Origin of the sequence: Hymenobacter pini, from assembly GCF_020421205.1 — a bacterium.
GTDB classification, from domain to species: Bacteria; Bacteroidota; Bacteroidia; order Cytophagales; family Hymenobacteraceae; genus Hymenobacter; species Hymenobacter pini.
On the sequence record NZ_JAIZZH010000001.1, the window covers coordinates 854,239 to 878,721 of the forward strand.

A 24,483-nucleotide genomic window follows, 5' to 3' on the forward strand; every position below is an offset into this window, starting at 1 on the left:
GATAGGCGCTGGGAATGTAAAGTGAGGCGAAGGTAAGCGGCCTAGCGTTGGGCCTGACCGCCGGTAGTCGCTTCCAGCCGTCGCAACCGGGCTTCGAAGGTTTCGAGTGTGGCCGTGGCTTGGGCGGCGGCGGCCTCCGCCGTGGCAGCGCGGGCTTGCAGGGATGTAATCTGGGCTTGCTGCTCTTTGAGAGCCTCGATAAGCACAGGCGTAAGCTGAGCGTAGTTCACTGCTTTATAGCCTTCGGCATCGGTGCTCACCAGCTCGGGGTAAATTTTCTCTACCTCCTGGGCCAGCAGGCCTACTTGCTTGGCTCCGGCCATACCGCCGTGGCGTACGCCCAGTGCGTTCCACTCGTAGCGCACCCCGCGCAGGGCCAGCACCGAGGCCAATGCGCTACGGAGTGGCTGTACATTTGTCTTGAAACGTTGGTCAGAGGTAACGGCCACGTTGTTGGCCCGTACCTGACCATTCACGTCCAGCTTGTAGTTGGCCGTGGCTACCCCGATGCCCACGTTACCGTTGCCCTGCACCCGCAGCAGGGTAGTGCCCGCCGCGTCCTGGGTGGTGCCCTGGCTCACGTCGAAGGCGGCGGTGGTACCCGTGGCGGCTATCTTGACAGCCAAGCCGGTAGCGTTGGTGGCCGTGTTGGCGTTGTAAAACATGCCGGCGTAACCGGCCTGATTGGCGGCCCAGGCCAGGGAGCCGGGGTTACCGCCGGTGCCTTCACTGCCAATGATGTTGGTGGCGGTGTTGGCCAGCTGCGAATAGGGCGTGGCGGTATTGATGCCGACCCGGCCCGCGCTGGTAATGTCAATGCCCGTGGTGCCGCCATTGCCCACCAAGGAGTAAGGGCCCAGGTTGAAGTCACCTCCGGCCGACGTGAGAGGCTGCCATTTGCCATAACCGCTGGCATCCGAGGTCAGCACTTTGCCCGCGCCCTGCGTGCCATCCACGATGCGGATGGCCGAGCCGGTGCCATTATAGCCCGGGTTCTGGCAGATGCCCACCCAGCGCAAGGGCGTGGTGGTGCTGCCCGCCGAGAAGAAGCCCGCCCAGCCGCCGCCGCGGTAGGCCGTGGCCCAGATGCCATAGTCGTTGGAGGTAGAGGTGCCCTCGGGTAGCTTGCCGTAGCCCGAGAGGATGGCGCGCGAGTACTTCGCCCCGAAGTTGCTACGGGTGATGAGCGCGGCGCTCTGCGTGCCCACACTGGCGTTCAGCTCGACTTGGGCGGTAGAGTCGCCCAGGGAGGAGCCCACGCTGCCCAACAGGCGTTGCGCATTCAGGTTCAGCGTCTGAGTGGCGGAGTGGTTGCCCAGGTTATCGGCCCCCAGGCGCACCCAGGTGGTGCCATCGTAGGCATACAGGCCGGGGGCGCTGTCGGTGAGGTAGATGAGCAAACCCGGTACCGGTGGGGCCGTGGTGCTGGCTGTCAGAGCGTCGCGCTGGGCAAGAGTAAGACGGGGCAGCAGCAGGCCTTGGGTGGTGCTGCGCACTTCCAGCGCCGCCGAAGCAGCAGGACTGGTGGTACCGATGCCCACCGAACCGGTTTGAGCCTGGGCTTGGTAGCCACCCAACAGTAGCAGGGCGGCGGCCAGCGCCCCGCGCAGTCGGTGGGTGGTACGGGCGGCTGGGGTAAACAATTGGTGCATAGGAAAGAAAAAAAAGAAAATACCCAGTGCAAGCAGTCGGTCAGCGCGACCGGACTGGGCTGAGAAAAGAAACTCGGTATCCGGTGCGGGCCGCGCCGGGTACGGGTGTAAAGGTAAGCCTGCACTTCCCTCGATGAGGGATAAATTCCTGCTAATCTTTTGCTTATTGGCAGTCTGCCAGGAATTCATCCCCTGCGGCCTCGCAGGCATCCCCGTAGGGGCTACTTGCCGGCTTGCGTGGCGGCTAGAGGTGTGCCGGTAGCCGCTTCCAGTCGCCGCAACCGGGCCTCGAAGGCGTCCAACGTAGCCGTGGCCCGTGCCACCGTTGTTTCGGCGGCGGCGGCGCGGGCTTGTAGCGCGGCGTTCTGGCGGCGCAGCTCCTCCGGTTCCGCCACCGGTGGCCGGACTGGCGCGGGAGCGGCCGGGGCGCTCGTTACCTGCAACTGGCGGATGAGCTGCTGCTGGCGAGCGTTTTCGGCTTCCAGCAGCAGTACCCGGCGGTACAGGGCCTGAATGGCAATCAGATTTACTCCATCAAAATCGATTTGGTTGATACTGGTCTTGTGTCCGATTCGGCCCACTGCGTCGTGGCCGAAAGCGGCGAAGAAGCCCTGGGCCATGGGGCCGTAGTGGCGCATGGAGTTGGCACTCTGGCCGATGTAGTTCCAGAAGCCCAGGCGCAGGCGGTTGATGCGGGCCAGAAACTGGTTACCGTCGGCCAGCACTGCGCGCTCCTTTTTAGTAGAATCGGAAATGAACCGCCAGGCGTTGCCACCGGGAGTGAACTGCACGCCCACGGGGTTGCCCTGGTTGGCGGCGGTGGCGCGGGTGGTGAAGAGGCGGTAGCCCCCGGCAAAGCGGGCCGAGGACTGGTTGAAGGCCGTGGATCTTAGCGAGTCCTGCTGCCGCTCGGCGGGTATCTCCTCGTCTCTGTTATAAAGCGGCGACATGTCGGCCAGCGCGAAGCTACCGCTCTGCCCGCCGGTGCGGGTGTAGTAGCTCAGAGCGTAGCAATTGCCCCGGTTGCTGCGGGCCTGGGCACTGTAGCCAAAGGCGAACGACGGCACCATGCTGTCGAAGGTGTTGGTTTGTGTTTTGCTCTGGTAGCCGCCCATAAACCCAAGGTAGCCCCGGAAGGCGTTTTCGTAGCCCGTTATGAATTCGTAGCGGCCCAGGTACCCCTTGTTGTTGTAGCCCGTCACGAAGGTATAGTCGCCGGCCACTATCCAGTGGTTCGAGCCAAAGGCGGTCGAGAAGTCGCTGCCGGCCTGGTTGTCGAGGCCAAAGGCCACCGAGTACCGGCCCACGTCGGGGTAGTCCCACTGGCTTCTCCTTACTTGCCCGTTGATGGTGCCGGTGCCCGATATGCCACCCGCCCGGAAAGCACTGTAGTACGATATCCACATCACCCGGTCGCCGATGCCCGACACACTGGTGGTTGTGCGGTTCCCTCTAAGGGCCTTGGAGGTCAGCACAAACTCCTGGTCGAGGTCTAGCAGCCGCACTCCGTAGGTGGTAGTGGAGTCGGGGCCGGAGCGAGCGGCGCCCAAGGTAGCCAGGCCGTTGCCACTGATAGCCAGGCCACCCCGTCCGGCCCGGGCCGTAGTGCCCACCAGCTTCTGGCCGTTCAGGTTGATGTTCTGGGTGGCGGTGTGGTTGCCTAGGTTGTTGCCGCTGCTGCCAGTGGTGGCCAGTTGCTGCCAGCCGGGAGCGGCAGTGCCAGCGTTGTAGTAGAAGCCGGCCGGCGCGCCGGTCTGGTACACCAGCAGGCCAGGGACCGGACTGGCAATGTCGGTGGCGGCCACGCGGGGTAGCAGCAGGCCCTTGCCGCTACTCACGATATCGAGGGCGGCCGAGGCATCGGGAGTGGTAGTGCCAATACCCACCGAGCCGGTTTGGCCCAGCATGGCTAGGGGCGCAATGGCCAGCAACAGGAAGGAGAGTAGAAAACGAGGCAGCATACAGGTGCGGGAAAAGGAACAGCGGACAAAGTGCTAACCCCGGGCCGCGCCCATGCCGCCCGCCCCAGCCGAGGGCTGACCTCAGGCGGGGCGAGCCGCCAGCATCGGCCGGGGCCGGGCTGTTACCGAGCAGGTCGGGGAGCCGGGCAGTGGCCTACCACCCAACTGGGAGCAAAGCTGGTCCCGTAGCCATTGCCTTTCCTAATATCCAGCGTAGACAAAGTGTAGACACAGGTGGTAACTGACTGATAGATAGTAGCTAATTCTTTGAATTGCGTATTCGTGGCCGGAGTGCGGTATTAAATGAAGAAGGCCTTCTGGCCAGTGTTATGGCGTTACTGTCAGTGAGTTGCCGCAGCTTGCGCAGAGCACTTACTCAGTCGGCCGCGGCCCGGTGGAGCGGCCCGCGGCGTGGTCGGCGGCAGCCATTTTTTTGTAGAGGCGCGTTTTGGCCCGGCGCACACTGGCGGGGTCAATGTTGAGCAGCACGGCAATTTCCTTGGTGGAAAGCTGGATGTGGAAGTAGCTGCTCAGGCGCAGCTCGTGGGCCGTAAGGGTAGGGTAGCGAGCCTGCAGCTCCTCAAAAAAGCGCGGATGCACCTGCTCAAAGTGCAGTTTAAACCGGCTCCAGTCTTCATCCAGGTGCTGGCTGGATTGCAGTACCAACTGGATGCCCGCCAGCTCCGGCCGCTTGTCAGCGGGGCTCTGCCGGTGCAGGTCCTGAATCTGCTGCTTCAGCTCCGAGAGCAGGGCGTTTTTCTGCTGCATATAGAGCGTAGCGGAAGCCAGCTCGCGCTGGTTGGCTTCCAGCTGCTGCTGCAGCTCCAGGTTGGTGGCTTGCTGTTGCTGGTGTTCTTGGCTAAGCTGTCGGGCGTGCTCGTCGTGGGTTTGCTGGCGCCGCCTCAGCTCCAGCAAGGCCGCCTGGATGTGGCTGTTCTTTAGCACAATTTCGCGGTGCCGCAGTTCTTGGCGCTGAATATCGAGAGCTAAGTAGTCGGCCTCCCGCTCCTTGGCCCTCAACGTGCGCTGCAGCAGCTGCAGCCGCACGTTGAGGGCCACCGAGAAGCAAAGTGCATAGGACAGGATGGCCAAATCCGGCAGCAGCAGGCGGCCTGTGTTATCAATGCCCTCGTACGCGTGAAATGCGGCCGTTGCGCCCACACAAAGCATCGGCAGTGCATTGGCCAGCAAGTAGGCGGAAGCCAGGGGAACCTTGCGCCGGTAGGCAACAACGGCCATACCCAGCAGCAGCCCCACCAGCAGCAGCACCAGCAGGTTATCCAGGCGCAGGGTATAGCGGTTGAGCGGAAAGCCCAGCAGATTCACCGTGCCTACCACCAGCGTAAATAGGCAGTAGCTGCGCAGGGCGAACCGCAGGGCCGTATCCAAGCGGGGCAGATGGGCACGAGTGCTCAGGTAAGCGCGGGTGAGCTGCACAAATCCCGCCAGCATCAGAACCACACTTAGGTGTACAATGACATTATTGAGGGTATATCCGTAGCCCAGGCCATCAGGCAGCAGAAATTGATTGAACAGGGGCCGCGGAAACCACACCCGGAAGTAATTCCGGTAACCCGTTACGTAGAGCAAGGCTCCCATCTGGGTACACACGTAGAAGAGCACCGTCCGGTCGCGGTAGCGCAGGTAAGCGGGCAGGTTCGTAAGCAGCAGCAACAGTACCGCCACTGCCACGGCCCAGGCTGTAGTATAGAACAGGGCATCGGCCTGGACTACGGCTTCCGGCTGCCAGCTTACCTGAAGGTGCGCGGCGGTCGGCAGCAGGGCCGTAGGACTCAGCCGCAACAGCACGTACACGGTGGTGATGGTCCGGCCCGGCACCCGTAGCGGCAGCGGCCCCTTTACCGGCTGCCTGTCGGTGGCCACGGCTACGCCTGCCCGGTGGGTGCGCCAGCGCCGGGTATCCTCATCGACGTAATGCAGGGTGTTATCCAGATTGGGCAGCACAATGAGGCGGCCGGCCTGGGCGTAGCTGCTGGGGTTGCGCAGCTGCACCCGCAGCCAATAGCGGCGGGCTCGGGCCAGCGGCAGAGAATCGATAGTGCGGAATGGCAGGGTTCGGTCGGTGCGAATCTGGGACCAGGCGTGTCCCTGGGCGGGCAGTGCTTCTACGGCCGCCACCGTAACGGCTTGGCCTGCTGTCTTATCGGGTCCGGATTGCGCCCTGGCGCGCAACGGGCCAGTAGCGAGCAGTAGTAGCAGCAGATAGAGGCGCAGCGGCAAGGGCGTGGGGCAGGAAGGTGAGCCGGCAAATATACTGGCTACGGCGGCGCTTGCGGAAAGCCGTCCGGCCCGTCCTGGCAGTACCTACGCGCATTCGGCCCCACCTGCCGGAACAAGTGGGGCCGAATGCGCAGGAAGGCTGGTTGCCGGGGCTGCTTACCACTGCCCGGGGGCAAACTCCCGAGTGGTGAAATCCTGCTCCAATTCGGCTTCGGCTAAGATTTCATCGGTCAGCTCCTGGGGGTGGGGCGCGCGGGTGAGAAAGGGGCGAGCCGGCTCGGCCAGCTGGGGCTCGGCCGGCGAGAGGTTGCCCGTCCAGTCGTACTGCCAGCTGTACTCCCAATGAAAGCACAGGCCGCCACCGCCATTAGAGAAGCCCGTGAGGCGGGGGCTGAGCGCATCGTCCAGACCGGCCCGGAACTCCAGTAGCACCTGCTCAAATATGGCGTCGTAGTACACGGAAGGTTCGCGCACGTCGGTAGGGTTGCCGGTGCTAAATACGTTGCCCAGGTTGGTTTCGAAGGTGAGTGACACCAGATGTACGTTGCGCTCCAGGCCATAGGCATTGATGATGTACTCATCGGGCTGGAGCTGGAAGTTCTTGACGGTACCGCCTTCCTGCCCCGTTACCCGCCTGCGGCCATCGGTATAGCGCACCGCCAAACCCGCGAAATGACCATCAATCAGGCTGATGCTCAGGTGAGAGATGGTACCGGTTAGTTGCTCCGGCGTTTCATCGGTGCGGCGGCACGGAAACGGCCCTACTACCCGCCAGATGGTTTCCTGAGTGGGCCGGTCGGTTACGTCGGGGTCCAGGAAGCGCCAGAGCCGGGTGGGGGCCAGCACCGCGTCCATGTCGGCGTTGAATTGCTCGGCTACCTGCGCCAGCCGGGCTTGTTGCGCCTGCTGCACGTGCGAGTAATCGTAAATCAGGCCCCGGTTGCGGCCCCGGCGCACAATTTCACTGAAACGCTTGCGCCAGCCCGCGCCCTCATCCCAGGCGTAGTAGGGGTAGGTGGTGCCTATCTTTTCCAGCCGCCACTTCAGGGCCTTGGCTCGGGCCGCTTCTACGGTCTTGGTGTACTCCCGGATGCTGGTTTGGAGTTTGGTCTTGTACACACCTTTGGCTCGGGCCCGCTCCTCGGCCGGGGTGTTGGGGTGCATCAAGTCGTAGTCGCGCACAATCTGGGCGTAGGCCCCCAGCACTAGCGTGCCCCAGGCCGACAAGTGGGAGAGGATGCGGTGGCTCTCGAGGTACTCCTGGTTGGTGAAGTGCCAAGCTGCATCGGTGGTGCCCGTGGTAATGGCGACCAAATGTACGTAGCGGTTGGGGTGGGGCAGGTTGGGGTCGTTAGCCAGGCGCAGGTTGGCAATGAGGCCGGTTAGGTGGCCCTCCAGAATCCCCAACTGCTGGTGTTGCAGCATTTCCCGCACGCGCACGTCCACGTAATTCTTCATCTGCTGCCAGAAACGCTGGTCGTTGTCACTGGGCCAGATAAAGCCGATGAGGCCCGCCAGACCGCCTCCCACCTTGGGAATTATTCCGGCCAGGCCCAGCACCAGCATCCGCCCGTAGTTGGTGTAGGTCTGGAAAGAAGTAGTGTTCAGGGGCAGGCCTTTTTTGGGCACGGCCACCAGCCGGAACAGCTGGTTTTCGGTGGTGGTGCGGCTGTGCTGCACCAGCCGGGCTCCGACCGCCGTGGTATTGCCGAACACATCCAAAAACTTGCCCGTGTGCTGGCTGATGATGCGGTAGTAGCCATTGCCGGCCGGTACCAGCCGGAACTGCTGGTGCGGCTTCCCAGCGTCCCAGATGGCCTGCGCAATGGGCGTCCCGTCGTCTCGGCCCTGGTCCTGGCGGGAGCCCAGCGGCTCCAGGTACAGGTCGCGGCCGCCGGGCTTGATCCAGAACAGGTAGTTGGGAGCGGGGTCAAAGCGAAAATGCTGCTGAGGCTGAGGTGTATCCGGGTTCCAGGTCTGCTGTTCGATTTCGGCCCAGACCTCACCGGAGTTGTGCCGGACGCCTAAGGGCATGTTGCTGTTCTTGGCTATCAGGAAATAGCTCGTATCGGGGGCGGGTTTGAATCCCATGCTGGAAAGAAGGTAGGTGAAAAATAAGGGAAGCCCAAACCTTCACCGCCCCCGGTACTTTGTCCAAAAAGGAAGCGTAGACAAAGTGTGTACATGTGGTTTAATTTGTTGTTTGTGTGGTGATTATATAGTGTATGCCCACGGCTCACCAGCGCGTCAAACTAGTAGGGTTGACCAACAATTCCGGCCCGGCCGAGCGACCAACCCGCCCCGCCGCGTATCTTAAGGCTCCGGATAACCGGGCCGCATCATTAGCGCAGCGTCAATGGATAAGCTTATACCTATCGTACTACGGGAGTTATTGTGGCTGTTTGCGGCCCTGCTGATTGCGGCTATTCTGGCCACGGTGCTGCACGCCGCGCTGCAGGCCCAGGGCGTTCTGTACAAGCAACTGCTGGCGGAGGTGCCTTCCGGTGCGCCGTTTCAGCTGGGCTTGCTGTTTTTTGCGCTGTGCTTGGTGGGCGTGTACGTGAGCCGCCTAGCCGTGGCCGCCGTCGACTCGCTGCTGAAAAGTCAGCGCTAGAAGAGAGCTAGGGCAGAATCTGCTGCCGCCAGTAGCGGCGGTAGAGCAGCAGATTCAGCAACAGCAGCCCCAGGCCCAACCCCGCGAACAGCCAGCCGGAAAACGTCAGCAGCCCCGCCCAGAAAGCATAGCCCACCACGCACAGGCTGCACAAACCAATGAGCAGCCCCACGCTCACCAATAGCGGTGGTATCTCCAGCAAATCGGCGGCGCGGCGGTAGGTGGCAATCAGCAGCCCCAGCAGCAGAAAGCCAATCAGCACCACCGCCCCAAATAGCAGCATGTGCCGGATGCCGGCCAGTCGCTCAGTGCGGGTCGGTGGGCTGGCGGTGGGCAACGCTACCGGTTCGGTAAAGTCGGCCCGCACCAGGTTCCAGGTCTGGTCCGGATTTTCTTCGTAGCCCAGGGCCCAGATACCCACGCCGGCTAGGTGTTGCTTGAGCAGCCAGGCGTACTTGGGGGCTAGGCTCACCGAATCCTCCCACCACGCCTGGGGGGCGGGCTGCCCGGCCTGCGCCGGGGCCAGGGTGCTGGCATTCTGGCTGAGGCTGGTCAGGTCCAGCTTACCATCGGAGATGGGCAGCAGGGGGGCCAGCTGACGGGTGGTCCAGTACTGCGGGGCTTGCAGGTCGCCCACCCGCTGACCGCCCAGGCTGTCCACCTGCCACACTTTGCCTAGGTGCGGAAACCCTACCACCAACTGCCGGCGCGGCACGGTGCCCTGCTGCAGGTAGTAGGCCACCGAGGTAGTTACGCTGTGCGGCCCCCACGCCTCACCAGGCTTCAAGGGAGCCAGCGGCCCCGGCACTATCTGGTTGTAGGGAGTGTAATCAAAGGCCTTGATGATGAACAGGCTGACCAAGTGCTGCACGGCCCGCAGGTTGCGGTAGGTGCCGGTGCTGTCCACGGCCGGCACGTTCAGGGTAATCTGATAGGCCGAGTCCCGGGCCCAGAGGCGCACGGCCAAGCGGGCAATGAAATCCTGTAGTTCCCGGGAGTGGTCGGTGAGGGGGCGCATGGCCAACGGCACCACGTCTTGGTAGGAGGCCGCCCGGCGTCGCACATCCAATCGGGCTTGGCGCTTCCGGGCCTGCTGGGTCTGGTTGGCGGCCTGCTGCTCGGCGGTGAGGGCGCGCTGCTGGGCGGTGGCGGCCCGTTCCGGCTGCGTTGCTAGCTGCTTGTCCGCGTAGTTGCGGGTGAGGCGGGCATTCTCAAGCAACTGCTGGCGCAGGCTTATTTCCTGATCGGCTAGCTTCGCCTTCTGCACGGCCAGCGCCTGCCCTGCTTTTTTGTAGTCGGCCTGGGCCTGGGCCAGCTCCTTCTTCGCTTGCTTATCCAGGTCAAACCAGTTGACCACGGTACCCCAGATGAGCCCGTGTTTGGGCAGCGGCGCGGGCGCATTTTTCAGGTGCACGGCTATTTGTGCTTCCAGCGCGCGTTGCTGCTGGGTGGTGGTGCGCAAAGCGGCCGTGAGCAGGTCCTTGTCGTTGGCCAGCAGCAGCAGCGAATCGGGGGCCGGCGTCAGCTGCCCGAGCTGCTGCTCCAGGGCCTGGGCTTCGGCGGCCAGCGCCTGCTCCTGCTGCCGGAGCCCGGCACTCTGGGCCGCCAACTGCCGCCCCAGCCGTTGCAGCGCGTAGGGCTGCTGGTCGGGCGGGGCAAAGTCCAGGTTGACGCCGTGGGCCCCGGTGGCAACAACCTGGTTGACAATGGCCGTCAGCAGCCGGTTTTGCGCGGGTAGTCGTTCGGCGTTAAGCAAGGAGTTTCGGCCCTCGGCGGCGGGGTAAGAAATGGTTAGTAGCACCTTGCAGGCCGATTTCTGCTGCCGGACTCGGGCCACCAAACTATCTGGCCCGTAGGCGGTCGGCGGGGTAGGGGGCAGCAGCTGACCTAGGTCGTTGGCCTGGTAGCCGTAGTAGGCCAAGTGGGTCAGCAGCTGCAGGTTGTAGCCGGAGTAGGCGTTACCCATCCAAGCTGGGTGCCAGCCTACCACCGCCGCCCCCGGTCTGAGCCGCCGCCCGCCGGTGGAAGGCGCGGCCGCCGGGGGCAGTGGCGGGTAGCCGCCGCGCTCAAAATGAGCCCGGTCGGCGGCACTGTAGCGCTGGTAATTCTGCACGCTGGGCGGGGCCACGGGCAGCGCCGGGTCGGCCAGCAGCGTAGGGCGCGGACTGGCGGCGCGGGCTGGGCGCGGAGTTCGGGCTGTACGGCTCTGGCCGTGGCCCTGCGGGCTGCTGCCGAGCAGGATAAGCAATAGCAACCCGGCCAGATAGGGGCGGGTCCGCCCTTCGGAAATACGAGGAATAATCACGCGTGAACTATGAATAGGAAGTGCTAACTAGCCTGAATAATGCTGGGGGGCTGGTGGGGCTAAAGGCCGCTCAGAGGCAGCAAGATATCATTATCTTGTCGCCGTTCGTGCCCGGTTTGCGCGCTTTTGTGCGGGGTGTTTGCCTTGGTCCCACCGCCTTTGGTTCCGGCCGCTCTGCTTCCTGAATTCTCGTCTATCATACTTGCTGATTTTATGGCGTCATCTGAGTCTTTTGCGCGTACGGGTGCCACCCTTGCCAGGGAGCTGGAATGGCTGGTCGCCGTGCTGGACGCCCGCATCAACCAGTATTTCCGGCTGGAAAGCAGCGTGGCCTCGGTAGATGATATTCCGGCCCCCGAGCTGGCGGATTCCGCCGAGCCGTACGCCGAGCTGGTGCGCCAGTATCAGCTGGGCCGGGCCGAGCGGCTGGTGCTAGCCTTGGCGCTGGCTCCCCACCTGCACCCCCAGGTCCTGGACCGGCTATTCGTTCGCAATAGCACCTACGAGCGGAATTTCACGGAATTTGGCGGCCTGAAAGCCAAGCAGCACGGCGGCTTCCTGCCCACCGGCGAAACGGCCCTGTTCCTGCTGGCTGCCGACGACCTGGCCCGCCGCCTGCACTACCAGGCCAGCCTCTGGACCGAGTCGGGGCTGGCGGTAGGGCAGTTGGTGCAGCTGGGCAACGCCGAGGTCGGGGAGCCGCCGCTGAGTGGGGCGTTGCTGGTGCCGCCCGAAGCCCTGGCGCTGATTACCACCGGCCAGCGCCCCCGCCCGCACTACAGCCCCGATTTTCCGGCCCAGCGCATCTCCACGCCGCTGACCTGGGAGGACCTGGTGCTCGACCATCACGTGCTGGCGCAGCTGGATGAAATCCAGACCTGGCTGGAGCAGCAGGACGCTATTCTGGCCGATGCGCACCTGCGCCGCCACCTCAAGCCCGGCTACCGGGCCCTGTTTTACGGCCCGCCCGGTACCGGCAAAACCCTCACCGCCTGCCTGCTGGGCCAGACGACCAGCCACGAAGTGTACCGCGTGGATTTGTCCATGATTGTCTCTAAGTATATCGGTGAAACGGAGAAGAACCTGGCCCGGGTGTTCGACACGGCCGAGCGGCGGCGCTGGATTCTGTTCTTTGATGAGGCCGATGCCCTGTTTGGCAAGCGCACCGCCACCAGCTCCAGCAACGACCGGCACGCCAACCAGGAAATTGCCTATCTGCTCCAGCGCATCGAGGATTTCGCCGGCGTCATCGTGCTGGCTTCCAACCTCAAGGGCAACCTGGATGAAGCCTTTGCCCGCCGCTTTCAGGCCATGATTCACTTCCCGCTGCCCGGCCCCGAAGAGCGGGAGCAGCTGTGGCGCCGCGCCTTTGCCGGCACCCTGAAAGTAGCCAAGGATGTGAGCTTCCCGGCCCTGGCCGAGCAGCATGCCATGGCCGGCGGGGCCATCATCAACGTGCTGCGCACCTGCGTGCTGGCCAGCCGGCAGGCCGGCCCGCCCCGCCCCATCACCGCCGCCGACATAGCCCGCGCGGTGCAGCGGGAACTGGCCAAGGACGGGAAAACGGGGTGATGGTGGCTTGCTGAACAATTGTAAGAATCTTACGTGCTTGCTAGAATGGTGCTATCGGAGAGGGCGGAAGTGGTTGACTCCATCGTGGAAAATATAGACGGGGTGTTGTCCGTTGCCGCGTACCTCTGTAGTTTCATCCGTGTACCTGCTGCCATGGTACACAACGACTACCCCATTAGGCAAATTCAAGTGTCGCGCAATGATATTGAGGACCGGCGTGGTAGCTGCTAGCATGGTACCAAGCTCCGCCCCGATTTCAGCCCGGATATCTACAATTACCTGTGCTGGTAATGGCAGAGAGTGGCCACCGGCTTCGGCAATAGCGTTAATCAGGCAGTTGTTGAGGCTCAGCAACCAGTCTCTATCCTGAGCGGCGGCAGTTGTTTCCTCTATCTGGCTTTTGTTTAAAGGCTCCATCATGGCCGAGTCGTCGTCATTTTCCCGACTTGGAACAGCTACTGAGGCCTGACTCTTCGGCCCGGAGTGAGCCTTGTTCTCGTAGACCAGAGCATAGGAGTGGGGGTAGGCTTCTCCGATAACTTGCAGATGGTTCTCCCAGATAACGCCCTGTCTTCCTCTGCCATCAAACATCCCAACCACCGCTTCGCGTATGCTTTCCTGGGAGCCAACTCCGGTTGCCTCAAATGCCAGCAACCGGGCCCGGTATGTTCCCTCGCCTTTGCCGGTAGTGTCCAGCCGGTCCCGGGAAACTTCCGGAATCAGATTATAGAAAGAGAGTATAGCTTCAATAAACTGTTGTAGCAGGACAAGGCTGGCCTTGGTTGGCACCACGTTCTTTAGGGTATTCATTTGCCTGTGAGCTCCAGCCAGCAAGCCCTTGGCATTATTGCCCGGCGTTTTTTTCTGCTGAAGTGTATAGAGTGTAGTAACGCGCCCAGCTAAGTGCTGCAGGGCAGCGTAAGCAACCGGGATGGAAAGGCCTCGAATAGTGGCCCGGACGCGGTCTAGATGAGCAGCCCAGGCAGTGGAGTGGGCTCCCATTGTACCCTTGAACGGGGAGCTGGGCCGGCCGGCCGAGAGCATCCCCGTGATGGCGCCATGGGCATCAAGCGTAACCTGAATAGCCATGGAATGCATGCGGCTACTCAGCGTTTCGGTGCCGGAGCTGTTAACTTTGTGGTCCGGCATTTCTTCCATGATTTCATCCGTTTCAACTTCTGATTCATCTTCCGGGTCTTCAATCTGTTCCCGGAAGTGAGCAATGGGGCGACCCGTAATGGCGGACCCTAATTCGCCCAGATTTTTTGCCGCACCCGGGTTAACACTTCCTTCAAATTTGGAGCGCCCTTTCTCTGCTTTTTCAATCTGCTCCCTAATGGTATTGGACATGGCATTCTGATTGCGTAACACGTCAAAATGCGGAAGCTTGCTGTCCAAAGTACTGTACTCCTTGACTTTGGTTTCATACTGGCGGATTTGCTCGGAGAACTTCCGGCCCATAATGTTATTGAGCGCGTGCATTTCCCGAATGACATCCAGTAACCTGGCCTGATTGGCATACATAGCGTTCAGCCGTTTAGCCCGGTCAAGTACAATCTTGTTTCCGGACTCCAGCCCTTTGCTGCCAAAGTCATTCAACAGATTGCGAAATTCTCTTTCAAGTAAGTCTAGGTACCGGTTGGCATCGTCAATCAGGTAGATGAAATCCTGATCGACGGATTTCTCCATGGCCAGCTTTAAATAATTCTCATTTAAATCCCCCTTGACCTGGGCGTAGGTGAGTGGGTACAGCCTGGCGATGGTGAGGCAATGCTGGCGCCATATCAACTGCAGGCGCTGCAAGGGATTCGTAACGGGGACCGGGGAGCTATCATTATTCTGCTGGGCCTGAAAGGTAATACCCTGAGTCATCAGCAACAGCCGGGTTTCGTTGACCTCGGCTGCCGCCATGCCGGCCGATTGAAAGTCGAATAGCCCGTATACCGCCGCCACCACGTTTTTATGCTCTATACGCTCTGCTCCCTGCTTATTTTTCAATGCTTGCTCGGCGGAACTGAGCACGCCTGCCGGCCCCGACTCACCGTGGCCTCTGCCTGCTTTGCCTTTACTTTTTTCTCCGATGTTTATCGTACTGAACGGAATCAGCTCCCGGGCATCCAGATAAGCATCGATAGCCTCTTGCAGGTAATGCATCTGCACATGGGGATTCTGGGTGTTTTCGGCTCCTTGCAGACAGTGTTGCAACGTAGTTTCCGCTGCCGTGTACAGTGCTATAACCCTTCCGTTCGGGCCATTAAGCTGCATAATCTGGTAGCCGGGTAACTCACGCAAATGGGCGGCTAAGCCCACCATATACTGCACGGCCTGAGGAACGGTCAGGCCGGTCATGTTCACGTTCAACCCCTCCACGTGTACAATAAAGGCGGTAGTATGGTCGCCCATCGAGTTGGCATAAACCGATATAGGCCGTCCTCTTACCACTACCTGGGCAATTATTGGAATATTTTCCTTGTTTTCATGCGTAATAATTTGGGTAGCCACCCGCTGTAGTACAGTTGCCGAAGTTGAACCGGAAGCGTTTAGCGGCTGAGTGCGGATGGCAGTGTACCGTTGCACTGCCTGCCGGCCCATCATATCAGCCTCTTTCTCTAACCCCACGTCATCATTCAACGGTACGGCACCCTTGAATTGGTGCGTGGCCCGCACCCGGCCCTGCTTTTGCTGTACCACGTGCCAGGCCTCGTGGGGCAGGTGCTGCTCCTGGCCCGGTGCTACGTGAATATCGGAGCCCTGGGCGAAAGCGTGGGCCTGAAGCTGGGCCGGCCGGGCGGAGTTGTAATGCACTCGCACATCGTCCAGGGAATAGCCCGAGAGGTTTTCCACGCCGGTCTTGAGCACGTCGGGGAGGCCGGTGCGGTTTGGCGCGGGCAGGCTGGCCGGCGTTGCCTGCTGGCGGGGGCTGGTGGCAATGGCCTCCTGCTGCTGGCGCTGGACTACGGCGGTGGGGCGCTGGTCGGGTTGGGCGACGGCGCGGCTGGTAGCCTCCTCAGCTTCCACTTCGGGTTGGGAAACGGTTATTTTCATGTTTTATAAGAACGAAAGAATAGAAGGAAGAAAACGAGCTTGGTGCTGCAATACAAGAGAGGTCGTTGTGCCTCTCAGCGCCAGGTAACGTAGAGCGGTTCTGGCATCCAGGGCAGCTTTACAATGGAGATGGACCAGGGCCGGCTGTCCATGAGAATATCCAGGGTTTTGGTTTCCACGGTGAGGTTGATGCGCTCTGGCAGCCACTCCAGCTTGCCGGACCGCAGCAGAAAGGTTTCGCGCAGGCCGGCCACGCTGGTGTTTTTCAGGATTTCCCAGCGGGCAATAACGGCCTTAAGCAGGCTTTCGCCCGTTGCCTGGTCGGCCTCGGTGAGGGGTAGCTCTCGGGGTAGAGGCCGGGGTTGTGGCACTCCGCACAGCAGCTTGTTGAGGGGTAGCTCGTGCTCATGGGCCTCGGTGGAGCCGGTGGCCAGAAACTGCAGCAGCAGCGCCGCTTGCTGGCGAGTAGCTTCACTCCGAAACTCCGGCCCATCCAGGTAGCCGAGGCGCTCAAACAGCATGGCGAGAAAGGGCCAGAGCAGCACCAGCCCGGCATTCTGAATATAAACGGTTTCCAGAGGGCGTTCTTCCACAGTAGTAAAGGGAATGGGGGTAGAGGGCGTTGGTGCTTTGCCAGCGGGAGTGGAGGCGAGCTGCTGCAGGGTGAAAAAGGCGGCCAACGGGCTGCGCAGCACCAGCCCGCGCCGCGCCGTTTCGCGCCCGAGCAGGGCGGCCCGGCTCAGAGCCGCCGGGGTGGGCCGGGGCCAGAGGTGCTCTTCCGCCGTTAGCAAGGCGCGCATCAGCAACTCAGACCGCCACGAGGCCGCCGGCGTAGCCTGCATAACAGTCAGAATAACATCAAACAAAGCAGGCGCGCTTAGCCGTACCAGGCCCTGGCGGGCCAGCAGCTGCCAGTCGGCGGCCACTGCTGCCGCTGCCCGGTACTGGGCCGGATAGAGCCGGCGCAGCAACTGCCAGAACACGGGCTCGGAAAGGCTGGCCAGCAGGCGGGTGCGCATCGTAGCCACGGTCAGTAGCGGCCGGATTTGCTGCAACAACGCCTGGCTGCGGGCATGCAGCAAGGGCAGCCACACGTCAGCCGGCAAGTCAGCCGCAGGAGTTCCTGCAAGCGGGTACACTTTCGAGAAAGAGGTGCCGGGTGAGCCGGAAGTTGATAGGCGGCCGGTATGGAGGTACTGCGTGAGCAGCTGGTAGGCCCGCTCCGCCGCCGCTGAAGTCAGGTCCGGCACGGTAGACGGTGGGCGGCGGGCGGCCAGCGGGCGGTGGTGGGACTGGTGCTGCCGGGTAAAATGAGCATTGAGCAAGGCCGCAAAAAACGGTAATTGTACCAGTGCTGGCAGCTGCCGCCCCCATTCTGCAACGCGCCCGAGCACAGCCCCCCACGCAACGCCGGCCGCCGCCGCGCTTTGCCGGATTTCGCGGAGTAGCGCGGCGGGCTGGATTGTGCGGGAACTAACCGCTTGGGCCCGAAATGCATCTTTGAGAAAATGCAGTATGGGTGAGTTTCCCGCCGAACCGTGCGGCAGCATTCGGTCGAGCTGCTTGAGGGCGGGCAGGACCGCACCGGGAGCTTGCGGCCCGGCGGCACTCGGAATAAGCTGGGCGAGCAGGCTGAATCCGGCCAGGTGTACCAGCATCTTTCGAAACCCAGCTGCCTGCCCGTGCGTCCGTACCAGCGCCTGCAACTCGCCCCGGTAGTAGTGGGCCACTTGTTGCAAGAGCTGACGGCGCTGGTCGTCCGTAACCGTGGCCGGGGCCCACCAAGGCAGTTGCTGCTGCAGCAGCAGGTGAAATACCAAGTCGCGTGCGGCTGCGCCGGTGGGCAGCTGCTGCAGCGGTGTGGCTGGGGCTGTCTGGTCCGTCGCAGGAGCGAAATGGGCTGGATATGGTGGGTTAGCCAGGCCGGAAGCCAGTAAGGAGCTAACTAGTGCGGCCGGGTGAGTTTGGACCGTTGGGCTAGCTTTCCGGATTGATGGTTGGGCCGTTGCTGCTGTGCGGGCGGCAGCAGCCTGGGCCGTAGCCACCCGCGTATCAGCGGCGGCCCAGCCGGAAAAGAAAGCATCCGTCAGCAATAAAGGATGCCGCGCGAAAAGCCGGCGCAGCTTTTGACGGGTTGCCTGCCAGGGCAGGCCGTAGCTGGCGGCCAGCTGCCGGGTTGCGCGCCAGCGGTTGGCAGCCGGCTGGTAGCGGGCTTGCAGGTGAAATGCCAGGTAAGCGGCCCGCAGAAACAACAGCCACCGGCCCGGCAGGGCAAAACTGCCGCTGGTCGTCCGCGAATCGAGGGCTGCCAGGGCGGGCGCGGAACGGTGGGTGCGCCCCGGCCGCCCTGCCAGCAGCTGGCCCAGCATGGGCAGGCTCAGAAGCAGAGCGGCTCGTTGCCATAAAGCTGGGCTACTGGCTTCCTGCAGAAACTGCCGCACGGTTTGCGGGTCTCGCTGGCTCAACTGCTCCAACCAACGGCTTAATTCCTGCACCGAAACGGCCGACGACCAGCCAGGGCGGGTTCCGGAGCGGAGATAGTGCCATAGTATCGTGCGCTGGCCGGTTAGCCGGAGGTCCTGCAACTGCGCCGCCGAAAACCGGGGCGCGGTGGCTGTATCGGCCGGAGTGGGCCAGTTGTTGAACGTGGGGTGGGGCGGCGTGGGCCAACACCCGCGCAGGGCGGCCGGAATACCACTCGGTGGTAGCGAAGCAGGCGCGAAGTAACGAGTCAATTGCTTGACGTTAGGCCTCCCCGCCGCTTCCATCAGCAACGTCAGGTTGCTTGTTCCGGAGCTGGATGACGGGCTTTGAGTAGCTTGATACCCGGCAGCAGATAGCTCGTTTGGCCGTATAGCGGCCCGGCCGGTTGGGTTTGCGGACCTCGTTGCGGGTGGGATTTGCTTTGCCACGCCTATCCGACCCGGCCCGGTATTTCCGGCAAGCAACGGTGTGAGTGCTGATGACTGGTTGAGGTGTGTACCCCCGGTCGGGGCGTACGCCCCATACACGGCCGGACGAAGGCGCGCGGCCTCGTCAGCCGGCCAGGAGCTAGTCGCTTGCCCGGCCTCGTGCACCCCCACGTCTGGGCCAGCGGCGGAAGACCTGTTACCGGCTGCCCGTTCAGAGTCCGTCCAGCTGGAATGCCAGCCAGAGAAGTGAGAGGATTTGCTAGAAAATGAAGCAGAAAGTGGCTTCGCCAGGTGCGGGTAGGCAGCCGCACGGTTGAATTCTGGCCGGTTTTCACTCCCCGATGCCAACGGTGCCAACCCGAAAAACGGAGCAGATTCCAATGTAAAGGCTTGGCGGTGCAGGTTCAGGAATGCGTCTACCACGGGCAGCCGCCGGAGCTTAGGGTATTGGGCCGCGCCGCCTGCTATCCGCCGAAGCAGTGCCCGCCATGGTACCTGATACTGGCGGGCCAGTTGCCGCAGGAACCAGTCATTTGAACCATTGGAGTATCCAAGACTCGTGGCCAAGTGGGCGGCCCGCAGAAAGCCGTGCAACGCGCTGTTCTCAGTAGTCCCGCTCAGCAAAGGCCGCAGGGCAGAAAAAGCGTGGTGGGTGCGGCTGCTTCGGCCAGTGTTGCGGCCCGGCCGGGGGGAAGCCAGTAGTGCGTCCAAATCGGCCCCATTGGTTAGCTGCACCAGTCTTTGCAGCATCGCAACGGTTGGGGGCTGCTGACGTAGCCATTGCCAAACCGGCTGGGGCTGAGTTTGAAGCAAATGGAGAAGCACCGAAGTAGCGGATAGCGGAAATCCTTTGGACTGCCACGCAGGAAGCGGGCCGCCCAGCAGCAGGTGCCGCAACATATCCTGGCATTGCTGCCAGGATAGGCACTCCACCGGCAAAACAGCCGCAGAAATGAGGTCAACTGGAGCCTGGGTGGCTCGAAAAGGCACGAGCCCCGGTGGGTGCTGCCCCGCCAGCTGCTGCCCCGCCAGCTGCTGCCCCGCCAGCTGCTGCCCCGCCAGCTGCTGCCCCAGCCAGTGCCGGAAGGCCGGACTGCTGAAAGGCTTGTGCTCCTCGGACAAGACGTAGGTAAGCGCCGCTTTCCACAGCAGGTACGCCCCGTCGCCAGCAGTGCCCGCCCGCCGCGTTGTTTGGCAGGCTTCTTCCAGAACCGCTGTGCAGGCGCGGGCTTGCCCTGCGGTAGCCTGCCGCAGCACCTGCCACCGCAACGCTTCCGGAAAATGGCGGGCCAGCACCTGCGCCGCGTGTGGTTTGGCCGACTGCAGCAGTGGCCCCGCCACGCCCCAGCCCCGGTCCAATACCTCGGCCAGTATTGCCACCAGCTGATCGAGCGTGAGGTTCGCGTATGCCGGGGGCAGTGCCGCGTGTCGCAGAAAGTACCGCAATGCTTCCTGTGCGGCGGAAGAAGTAAGGGGCGCAGACGCTGGCTCCTGGCCAGGCATAGCGGTGCCGCTGTCCGGGCTTATCAGGCCGGGTGTAGTCAGTGGGTGGCCATGGCCTGAACCGAGTGTCAGGTTGGTGAGGAGCCTAGTTGGAGTAAATTGCCCAGGCTGCCTGTGAGCGGAAGATGGTTCCCTGAATTTCCAGCCGAAGCTCGCGGCTACGTCGGCCGCTGTATCACGCGGGAAAATGACGGACGTGGGCATACCGGCTACCAGGGCGGTGAATTTATCCTGGTGGCCCGAATGGGCAGCGGCCGTCTGATATAACGAACGAATGAGGGCGGGCAGGGAGGAGCTGGCCGCGAAAGGTAGAGGAATATTTACCGTGGCCAACTGCCGCAGCAGCTCCGGAAACGCCATATTGTAGCGCGCCGCCAGCTGCCGGATTTGCCGCTCGATAAATGCCCGCCGGTTGAAAACCGAGCCGGAATGCGCTAGCAAATCAACCAGAATCAACTCGTGCAGCACGGTGCGCAGTACGGGTTCCGTCACCGGTACCAGCCGCCGCCGTCGGTGGGCGGCCAGCGTAGTCAGCAGATAGGCCCGTAGAAAGGGCGCCTGGGTAGGTTCAAGCAATGTAATCAGCTGCTCCAATTGGTGAGTGGAAAGCTGCCAGGCCAGGCGCTGCCGCACCGCCGCCGCCTGCCCCAGGCGCAGCACCAGCTGCCGGAAGGCCGCCGCGTGCTGGGTCAGTGCATCCTGAAAAATAGCCTGCACCGAGACGCCGGCCCGATTGGCCTGCCAAGGCAGGCGGCCGTGCAGCAGAAAGTATGCGAGTACCTCCAAGCTCGGGGGCGTCGCTGCCGCTGCTGCGTGGGTGGGAGCTGGCCCAGTCGGCAGCTGCTCCAGGGCGCGGCGCAGGGCCACCCGAATCAGAATTGGTAATTCAGTTTCCAGCTGATGGTCGGCAATAGGCGGCAGCTCCAGGGTAAGCTGGGGCAGCTGCCACCGCATTTCCGGAGGGCAGTATCGGGAAAGCTCCTCCGCCAACAGCCGGGGCAGCCAGTGCTGGCACGCACGGCTAACCCGCTCGGGCAGCTGCCGCGCCTGGGCTGATGGGCCGGCTGCTACCTCGAGCTGCAAAACCTGAATGGCGTGGGAGGAAGACATGGGGGCTAGGCGGGTAGGTGCGTGAGCAGAAACCGCGTCAGCCGTTGTTGCCACTGCGGCAGGTCGGGGCGGGGGTGGCCATCCTGATTAGCCAGCAAGCCACTCGCCGATACAAGGCCTTCGTACAACGTCTCCACCTCCCGCAGCTGTCCGTAATCGAGCCAGAGTACGTGTACGAGCAGGTGGGCCGGGGCATAGGCCAGCAGCAGATTCTGCACGTATTCCCGGTACACGAACTGCGGGCCGTACTGCGTATTGGCCGTTTGCCGGAACTGATGGGTGAAATCGGGCAGGCAAACGCTCACCTGAAACTCGTAAAAAGTGCGGTCAGGCTCCCCATTCTCAGGCTCCAATTCTGGGTTGAAACTGGCCGGGAGCAGGGTGCGGTGGTCGATTAAAACGAACTGGTTGAGGCGCTCATCCAGTCGCCGCAGGTAGGCCAGCACCCGCTGTTGCGGACTCAGGGCCGCCTCGGCGGGAACCGGGGGCGCGAGCAACTCCAGCTCCAGTGCCGGCAGCCTGCCGCTGGCCGGCACCCGCACCGCGGCCGTGTCCGGGCCGGCTGGCTGCAGGGTAGGCGCCGACAGCTGGCGGTACAGCACGTGCAGAAAATCCGGGAACGAAAGCCGGGCCCCGCGCACGGCCAGGCGCGCGGCCGGGGAAGCCCCCGCCGCCTCGGCACCACTCCATAACTCCTGTTCCAGTACGCGCAGCGGCTGATTAAGCGTGCGCACCAGTTGGAAGTACTTCATGCCCGTCAGCAGGTACACAAACACCTCCAGGCCCGATACGTCGGGCGTGCTGTCGTCGGGGGCTACGCGGGCGGCTCCCCGGTGGTAGGTGGCCGTGTGCAGGTTCTGCAGCAGCCGCTCCCGCACTCGGATACGGTGCTCCCGGATGGCGGCCGGATCGGTGAGGGTGGGCTGGTAGGAGGAAATAGTATAGCCGAAACGGGCCAGCAGATGGCTCAGCAGTCCGTCGCGGTGGTGCATGAACTCGTGCGGGTCCTCGGCCAGCTTGCCCAGCTTGCGCAGGTAGTGGCGCGAAAGGCCGGTCCCGGCCGCGTCGGGCCCTGCGTCGTCGCGCAGGGCCGGCGCGTCCTCGTCCTCCGGGTCGTCGGGCTGCTCGTAGCCAATATCGTTCAGGACTTCGTGCAAACCGGGCACGTCGGTGAGGGGCTGGGCAAAAAAGCCCTGGGACTGGTGCCGGGCCGAAAGCAGGGGCTCGATGTTTTCCAGCTGCGCGCAGAAATTGGCCATAATCTGCTCAAAAAACAGCAGATACCCTTTCAGCTGCAGGCTCTGGGCCCGGTGCGCGGGCGAGGCTCCGGCGGGTGGTCCTCCTTCGCCCAGCCCATACACCGCCGGAAACGAGTGCTGAATGGAATCATAATGGCCCGCATCCAGGTAACGGCCCGGCAGCGGAGGCAACTGCAACTTGTCTTTGGGAATGGGGCTGCGCAGGCTACGGGTGCGGGCGGCGTGCAGCTGCCCGAACAGGTGCAGCACCTGCTCCGGGTGGAACCGGATAGGTACGCCCCGGTGGCTGAGCGTGAGCCGGGCAAGGCTGGCGGCGGCATCAAATACCAGCTCATGACCGTCCGGCACCTGCACCAGGGCCGAGGGCAGCAGGTGGCCGGGCTCGTAGAGGTGCAGCTCACTCACGCTCCGGATGCTGTCGAGCGGGGTGAGCAGGGCGTTGAGGCGGGCGGGGGCCAGCGTGGTGCGCAGTGGCCGGAACTCGCTTTCCTGCAGCAGCTGGTTTTCCAGCAGCGGGCCGGCGAATATTTCCTCGGTCGGCACCCCCTTGCTCTGCAGATATTTCAGCCCCCGGGAAGCAAAATCGGGCTCAATGAAGCTGTCGATGTGCCAGAGCACGTCGGCCAGGGTGGCTTCGTGGAGGCGGGTTTCGGCGGCTTCTAGGTGCGCCCCAATGCTGATGACGTAGGGTTTCAGAAATACCACCTCCACAAACTGCTCGCCCAGGCCGCGGTGCTTGTTCAGCGTGTGCAGAATCTGGTGGGCCAGCTCGTGGTGGTTGGTGGGTAGGTAATCGGGGACAGGGTGGCCCTGAGCCAGCGCCTCGCGCAGCAGCTCCGGGTAGTGGTGGTTGCGGTGCAGCCCCACCTGCACCACGTACTCCCCAACCAAGGCCTGGGGCCCCCGGCGCGGCGCAATCCACACGCTCTGAATCTGCCCGCTGAACTGCTCCTGGTCCAGCAGAATTTTCTTGTAGTCGGATAAGGTAACGGGGTGGTTGGAAAACGCCTGGTGAGCTGGCACCAGCGTGGAGCCGGGCCGGGGCGGGGTGCCCGGCGGGGGCGCAAGCAGGTGCCGGATGGGCTGGCTGGCCCGGTTAGTAAGGTCGGTGAGGGCGTAGCACAACGACTCCAGAATGGTCACGCCGGGGTCATGGTCGTTGTAGTCGGTCCAGAGGCCACCGCTGAATTTCTGCAGCAGCTCAATGCCTTCCCGCCGCAATCGAGCGTAATCCAACCCCAATGGCAGCTCCAGGTCCTTGCGAATGGTAGCGGATTCTTCGGGCTCCTGCATAAACGGTGAAGTGGCGAGGTGGTGAAATAGCGAGTTTGTGAAATGGTGAGGTTGTCGGTTCGGTAGCGTCAGCGCCTTGCCCGCCGAAAGACTCACCAGTTCACTATGTCACCATCCTTGAGGCGAGCAGTTATTGAACAGGCAGGTGATGTGGTAGACGATGGCCGCATCCGGCCCGAAGGATTTGCGGGTACGCATGCGGAGGCCGTACACGGGCACCGGCTCCTCGGCGGTAGCGGGCCGCTCAATCTGCCAGCAAAACTGCAGCTGCTGCCGCCAGCCCCGGTAAGACGCCCGGTGCGGCACAATGCGCTGCCGCTGCCCGTGCACGCCCAGGGCAATGGCGTGGGCCATGGCGTAAGTGCCGCTCCGGTGGGGCCCATAGGCAGCGGCCACAATTTCAAAAGCCCAGAGCCCTTGCAGGCCCGTGATAATGGGGTGCCACTCCCCATCGGCCGGCACCTGCACGGCGGCCGGCTGAGGGTGGCCGGTGTTGGGGGCGGCAGTGGTACCGGCCGGCTCGTGTTGAAAGGTACCCACGCGTCCCACGCTGCCCACAAAGCCAGTTACGCTCAGCTGCTCGGTGGGCTGGGTGGTGCCAACGCCCACGGCCCCGCCCGGAGCCAGAAACAGCCGCACCGGCGGGGCCTCCGCTGGGCTGGAGTTGTGGTCCTCCCGCCGGCCCTGGGGCTCCGAAAAGCCCAGGCCCAGGGCCGTGTCACCTTCCGGCGCGGTAGCCAGCAGGCTCATCACCCAGGTGGCGCACTGGTTCTGGAGCTGCTGCAGGTTGCGGTAAAAAGCCATCAGTCGGAGCCCGATGCCCGCGTTGGGCCGCCCTTCGGCCGCACCCATCTGCAGGCCCAGCTGTGGGTGCTTATAAAAGCCATCATCGAGGCGGTTGACAGAGGAGTCAATCAAATGGGCGAAGCTTTCCTCGGTGGGCATGGTGCCCTGCTTGAAGTACTGCTTGAGCGTACTGCGGCGTTTCAGGTCTTCCGGAATATGTTCCATGCGCG

12 protein-coding genes are annotated in these 24,483 nt (G+C 63.0%); 3 read left to right on the top strand and 9 right to left on the bottom strand.

What is annotated here, in order from left to right:
- Window positions 1-41: 41 nt before the first annotated feature.
- From LF252_RS03610 to LF252_RS03625, 4 genes are all read right to left on the bottom strand, one after another.
- Window positions 42-1,652, bottom strand: a complete 1,611-nt coding sequence (locus tag LF252_RS03610) for a tail fiber domain-containing protein (protein WP_226267654.1) — start codon at window positions 1,650-1,652, stop codon at window positions 42-44.
- Between the two features lie 221 nt (window positions 1,653-1,873).
- Window positions 1,874-3,613: a hypothetical protein gene (locus tag LF252_RS03615; RefSeq protein ID WP_226267655.1), complete on the bottom strand. Its 1,740-nt coding sequence runs from the start codon at window positions 3,611-3,613 to the stop codon at window positions 1,874-1,876.
- A gap of 372 nt (window positions 3,614-3,985) precedes the next feature.
- Window positions 3,986-5,854, bottom strand: a complete 1,869-nt coding sequence (locus LF252_RS03620) for a 7TM diverse intracellular signaling domain-containing protein (protein ID WP_226267656.1) — start codon at window positions 5,852-5,854, stop codon at window positions 3,986-3,988.
- Window positions 5,855-6,010: 156 nt separating this feature from the next.
- Window positions 6,011-7,945, bottom strand: a complete 1,935-nt coding sequence (locus LF252_RS03625; RefSeq protein WP_226267657.1) for an RICIN domain-containing protein — start codon at window positions 7,943-7,945, stop codon at window positions 6,011-6,013.
- A gap of 265 nt (window positions 7,946-8,210) precedes the next feature.
- Here LF252_RS03625 and LF252_RS03630 point away from each other — a divergent pair, with 265 nt between their 5' ends.
- On the top strand, window positions 8,211-8,468 hold the full coding sequence (locus LF252_RS03630; protein WP_226267658.1) for a hypothetical protein: 258 nt from the start codon (window positions 8,211-8,213) through the stop codon (window positions 8,466-8,468).
- A 7-nt stretch (window positions 8,469-8,475) separates the two neighbouring features.
- Here LF252_RS03630 and LF252_RS22960 read toward each other — a convergent pair whose 3' ends face one another.
- On the bottom strand, window positions 8,476-10,773 hold the full coding sequence (locus LF252_RS22960; protein ID WP_226267660.1) for a glycosyl hydrolase family 18 protein: 2,298 nt from the start codon (window positions 10,771-10,773) through the stop codon (window positions 8,476-8,478).
- A gap of 213 nt (window positions 10,774-10,986) precedes the next feature.
- Between LF252_RS22960 and LF252_RS03640 the strand changes: the two genes are divergently transcribed.
- On the top strand, window positions 10,987-12,345 hold the full coding sequence (locus LF252_RS03640; RefSeq protein WP_226267662.1) for an ATP-binding protein: 1,359 nt from the start codon (window positions 10,987-10,989) through the stop codon (window positions 12,343-12,345).
- Window positions 12,346-12,396: 51 nt separating this feature from the next.
- Here LF252_RS03640 and LF252_RS03645 read toward each other — a convergent pair whose 3' ends face one another.
- Window positions 12,397-15,156, bottom strand: a complete 2,760-nt coding sequence (locus tag LF252_RS03645) for an eCIS core domain-containing protein (protein WP_394370397.1) — start codon at window positions 15,154-15,156, stop codon at window positions 12,397-12,399.
- Between LF252_RS03645 and LF252_RS22760 the strand changes: the two genes are divergently transcribed.
- Window positions 15,037-15,399: a hypothetical protein gene (locus tag LF252_RS22760; RefSeq protein WP_262904832.1), complete on the top strand. Its 363-nt coding sequence runs from the start codon at window positions 15,037-15,039 to the stop codon at window positions 15,397-15,399. The two genes, LF252_RS03645 and LF252_RS22760, sit on opposite strands and share 120 nt — an antisense overlap.
- 65 nt (window positions 15,400-15,464) lie before the next feature.
- On the opposite strand, the gene LF252_RS03650 is transcribed toward LF252_RS22760, so the two are convergent.
- The 3 genes from LF252_RS03650 to LF252_RS03660 all read right to left on the bottom strand — a co-directional run bounded on the left by LF252_RS03650 (window position 15,465) and on the right by LF252_RS03660 (window position 24,478).
- Window positions 15,465-20,915, bottom strand: coding sequence for a contractile injection system tape measure protein (locus LF252_RS03650; protein WP_226267666.1), 5,451 nt, complete (start codon window positions 20,913-20,915; stop codon window positions 15,465-15,467).
- 5 nt (window positions 20,916-20,920) lie between these two features.
- Entirely contained in the window at window positions 20,921-23,467 is a 2,547-nt protein-coding gene (locus LF252_RS03655; RefSeq protein ID WP_226267675.1) for a hypothetical protein, read from the bottom strand.
- 108 nt (window positions 23,468-23,575) lie between these two features.
- Window positions 23,576-24,478, bottom strand: a complete 903-nt coding sequence (locus LF252_RS03660; RefSeq protein WP_226267678.1) for a hypothetical protein — start codon at window positions 24,476-24,478, stop codon at window positions 23,576-23,578.
- Window positions 24,479-24,483: the final 5 nt, after the last annotated feature.

What these genes read in the sequence shown, in the direction of transcription:
- LF252_RS03630 (WP_226267658.1), top strand. Translation starts at nt 8,211, where the DNA reads ATGGATAAGCTTATACCTATCGTACTACGGGAGTTATTGTGGCTGTTT.
- LF252_RS03650 (WP_226267666.1), bottom strand. Translation starts at nt 20,915, where the DNA reads ATGTCTTCCTCCCACGCCATTCAGGTTTTGCAGCTCGAGGTAGCAGCC.
- LF252_RS03625 (WP_226267657.1), bottom strand. Translation starts at nt 7,945, where the DNA reads ATGGGATTCAAACCCGCCCCCGATACGAGCTATTTCCTGATAGCCAAG.
- LF252_RS03610 (WP_226267654.1), bottom strand. Translation starts at nt 1,652, where the DNA reads ATGCACCAATTGTTTACCCCAGCCGCCCGTACCACCCACCGACTGCGC.
- LF252_RS03615 (WP_226267655.1), bottom strand. Translation starts at nt 3,613, where the DNA reads ATGCTGCCTCGTTTTCTACTCTCCTTCCTGTTGCTGGCCATTGCGCCC.
- LF252_RS03655 (WP_226267675.1), bottom strand. Translation starts at nt 23,467, where the DNA reads ATGCAGGAGCCCGAAGAATCCGCTACCATTCGCAAGGACCTGGAGCTG.
- LF252_RS03660 (WP_226267678.1), bottom strand. Translation starts at nt 24,478, where the DNA reads ATGGAACATATTCCGGAAGACCTGAAACGCCGCAGTACGCTCAAGCAG.
- LF252_RS03640 (WP_226267662.1), top strand. Translation starts at nt 10,987, where the DNA reads ATGGCGTCATCTGAGTCTTTTGCGCGTACGGGTGCCACCCTTGCCAGG.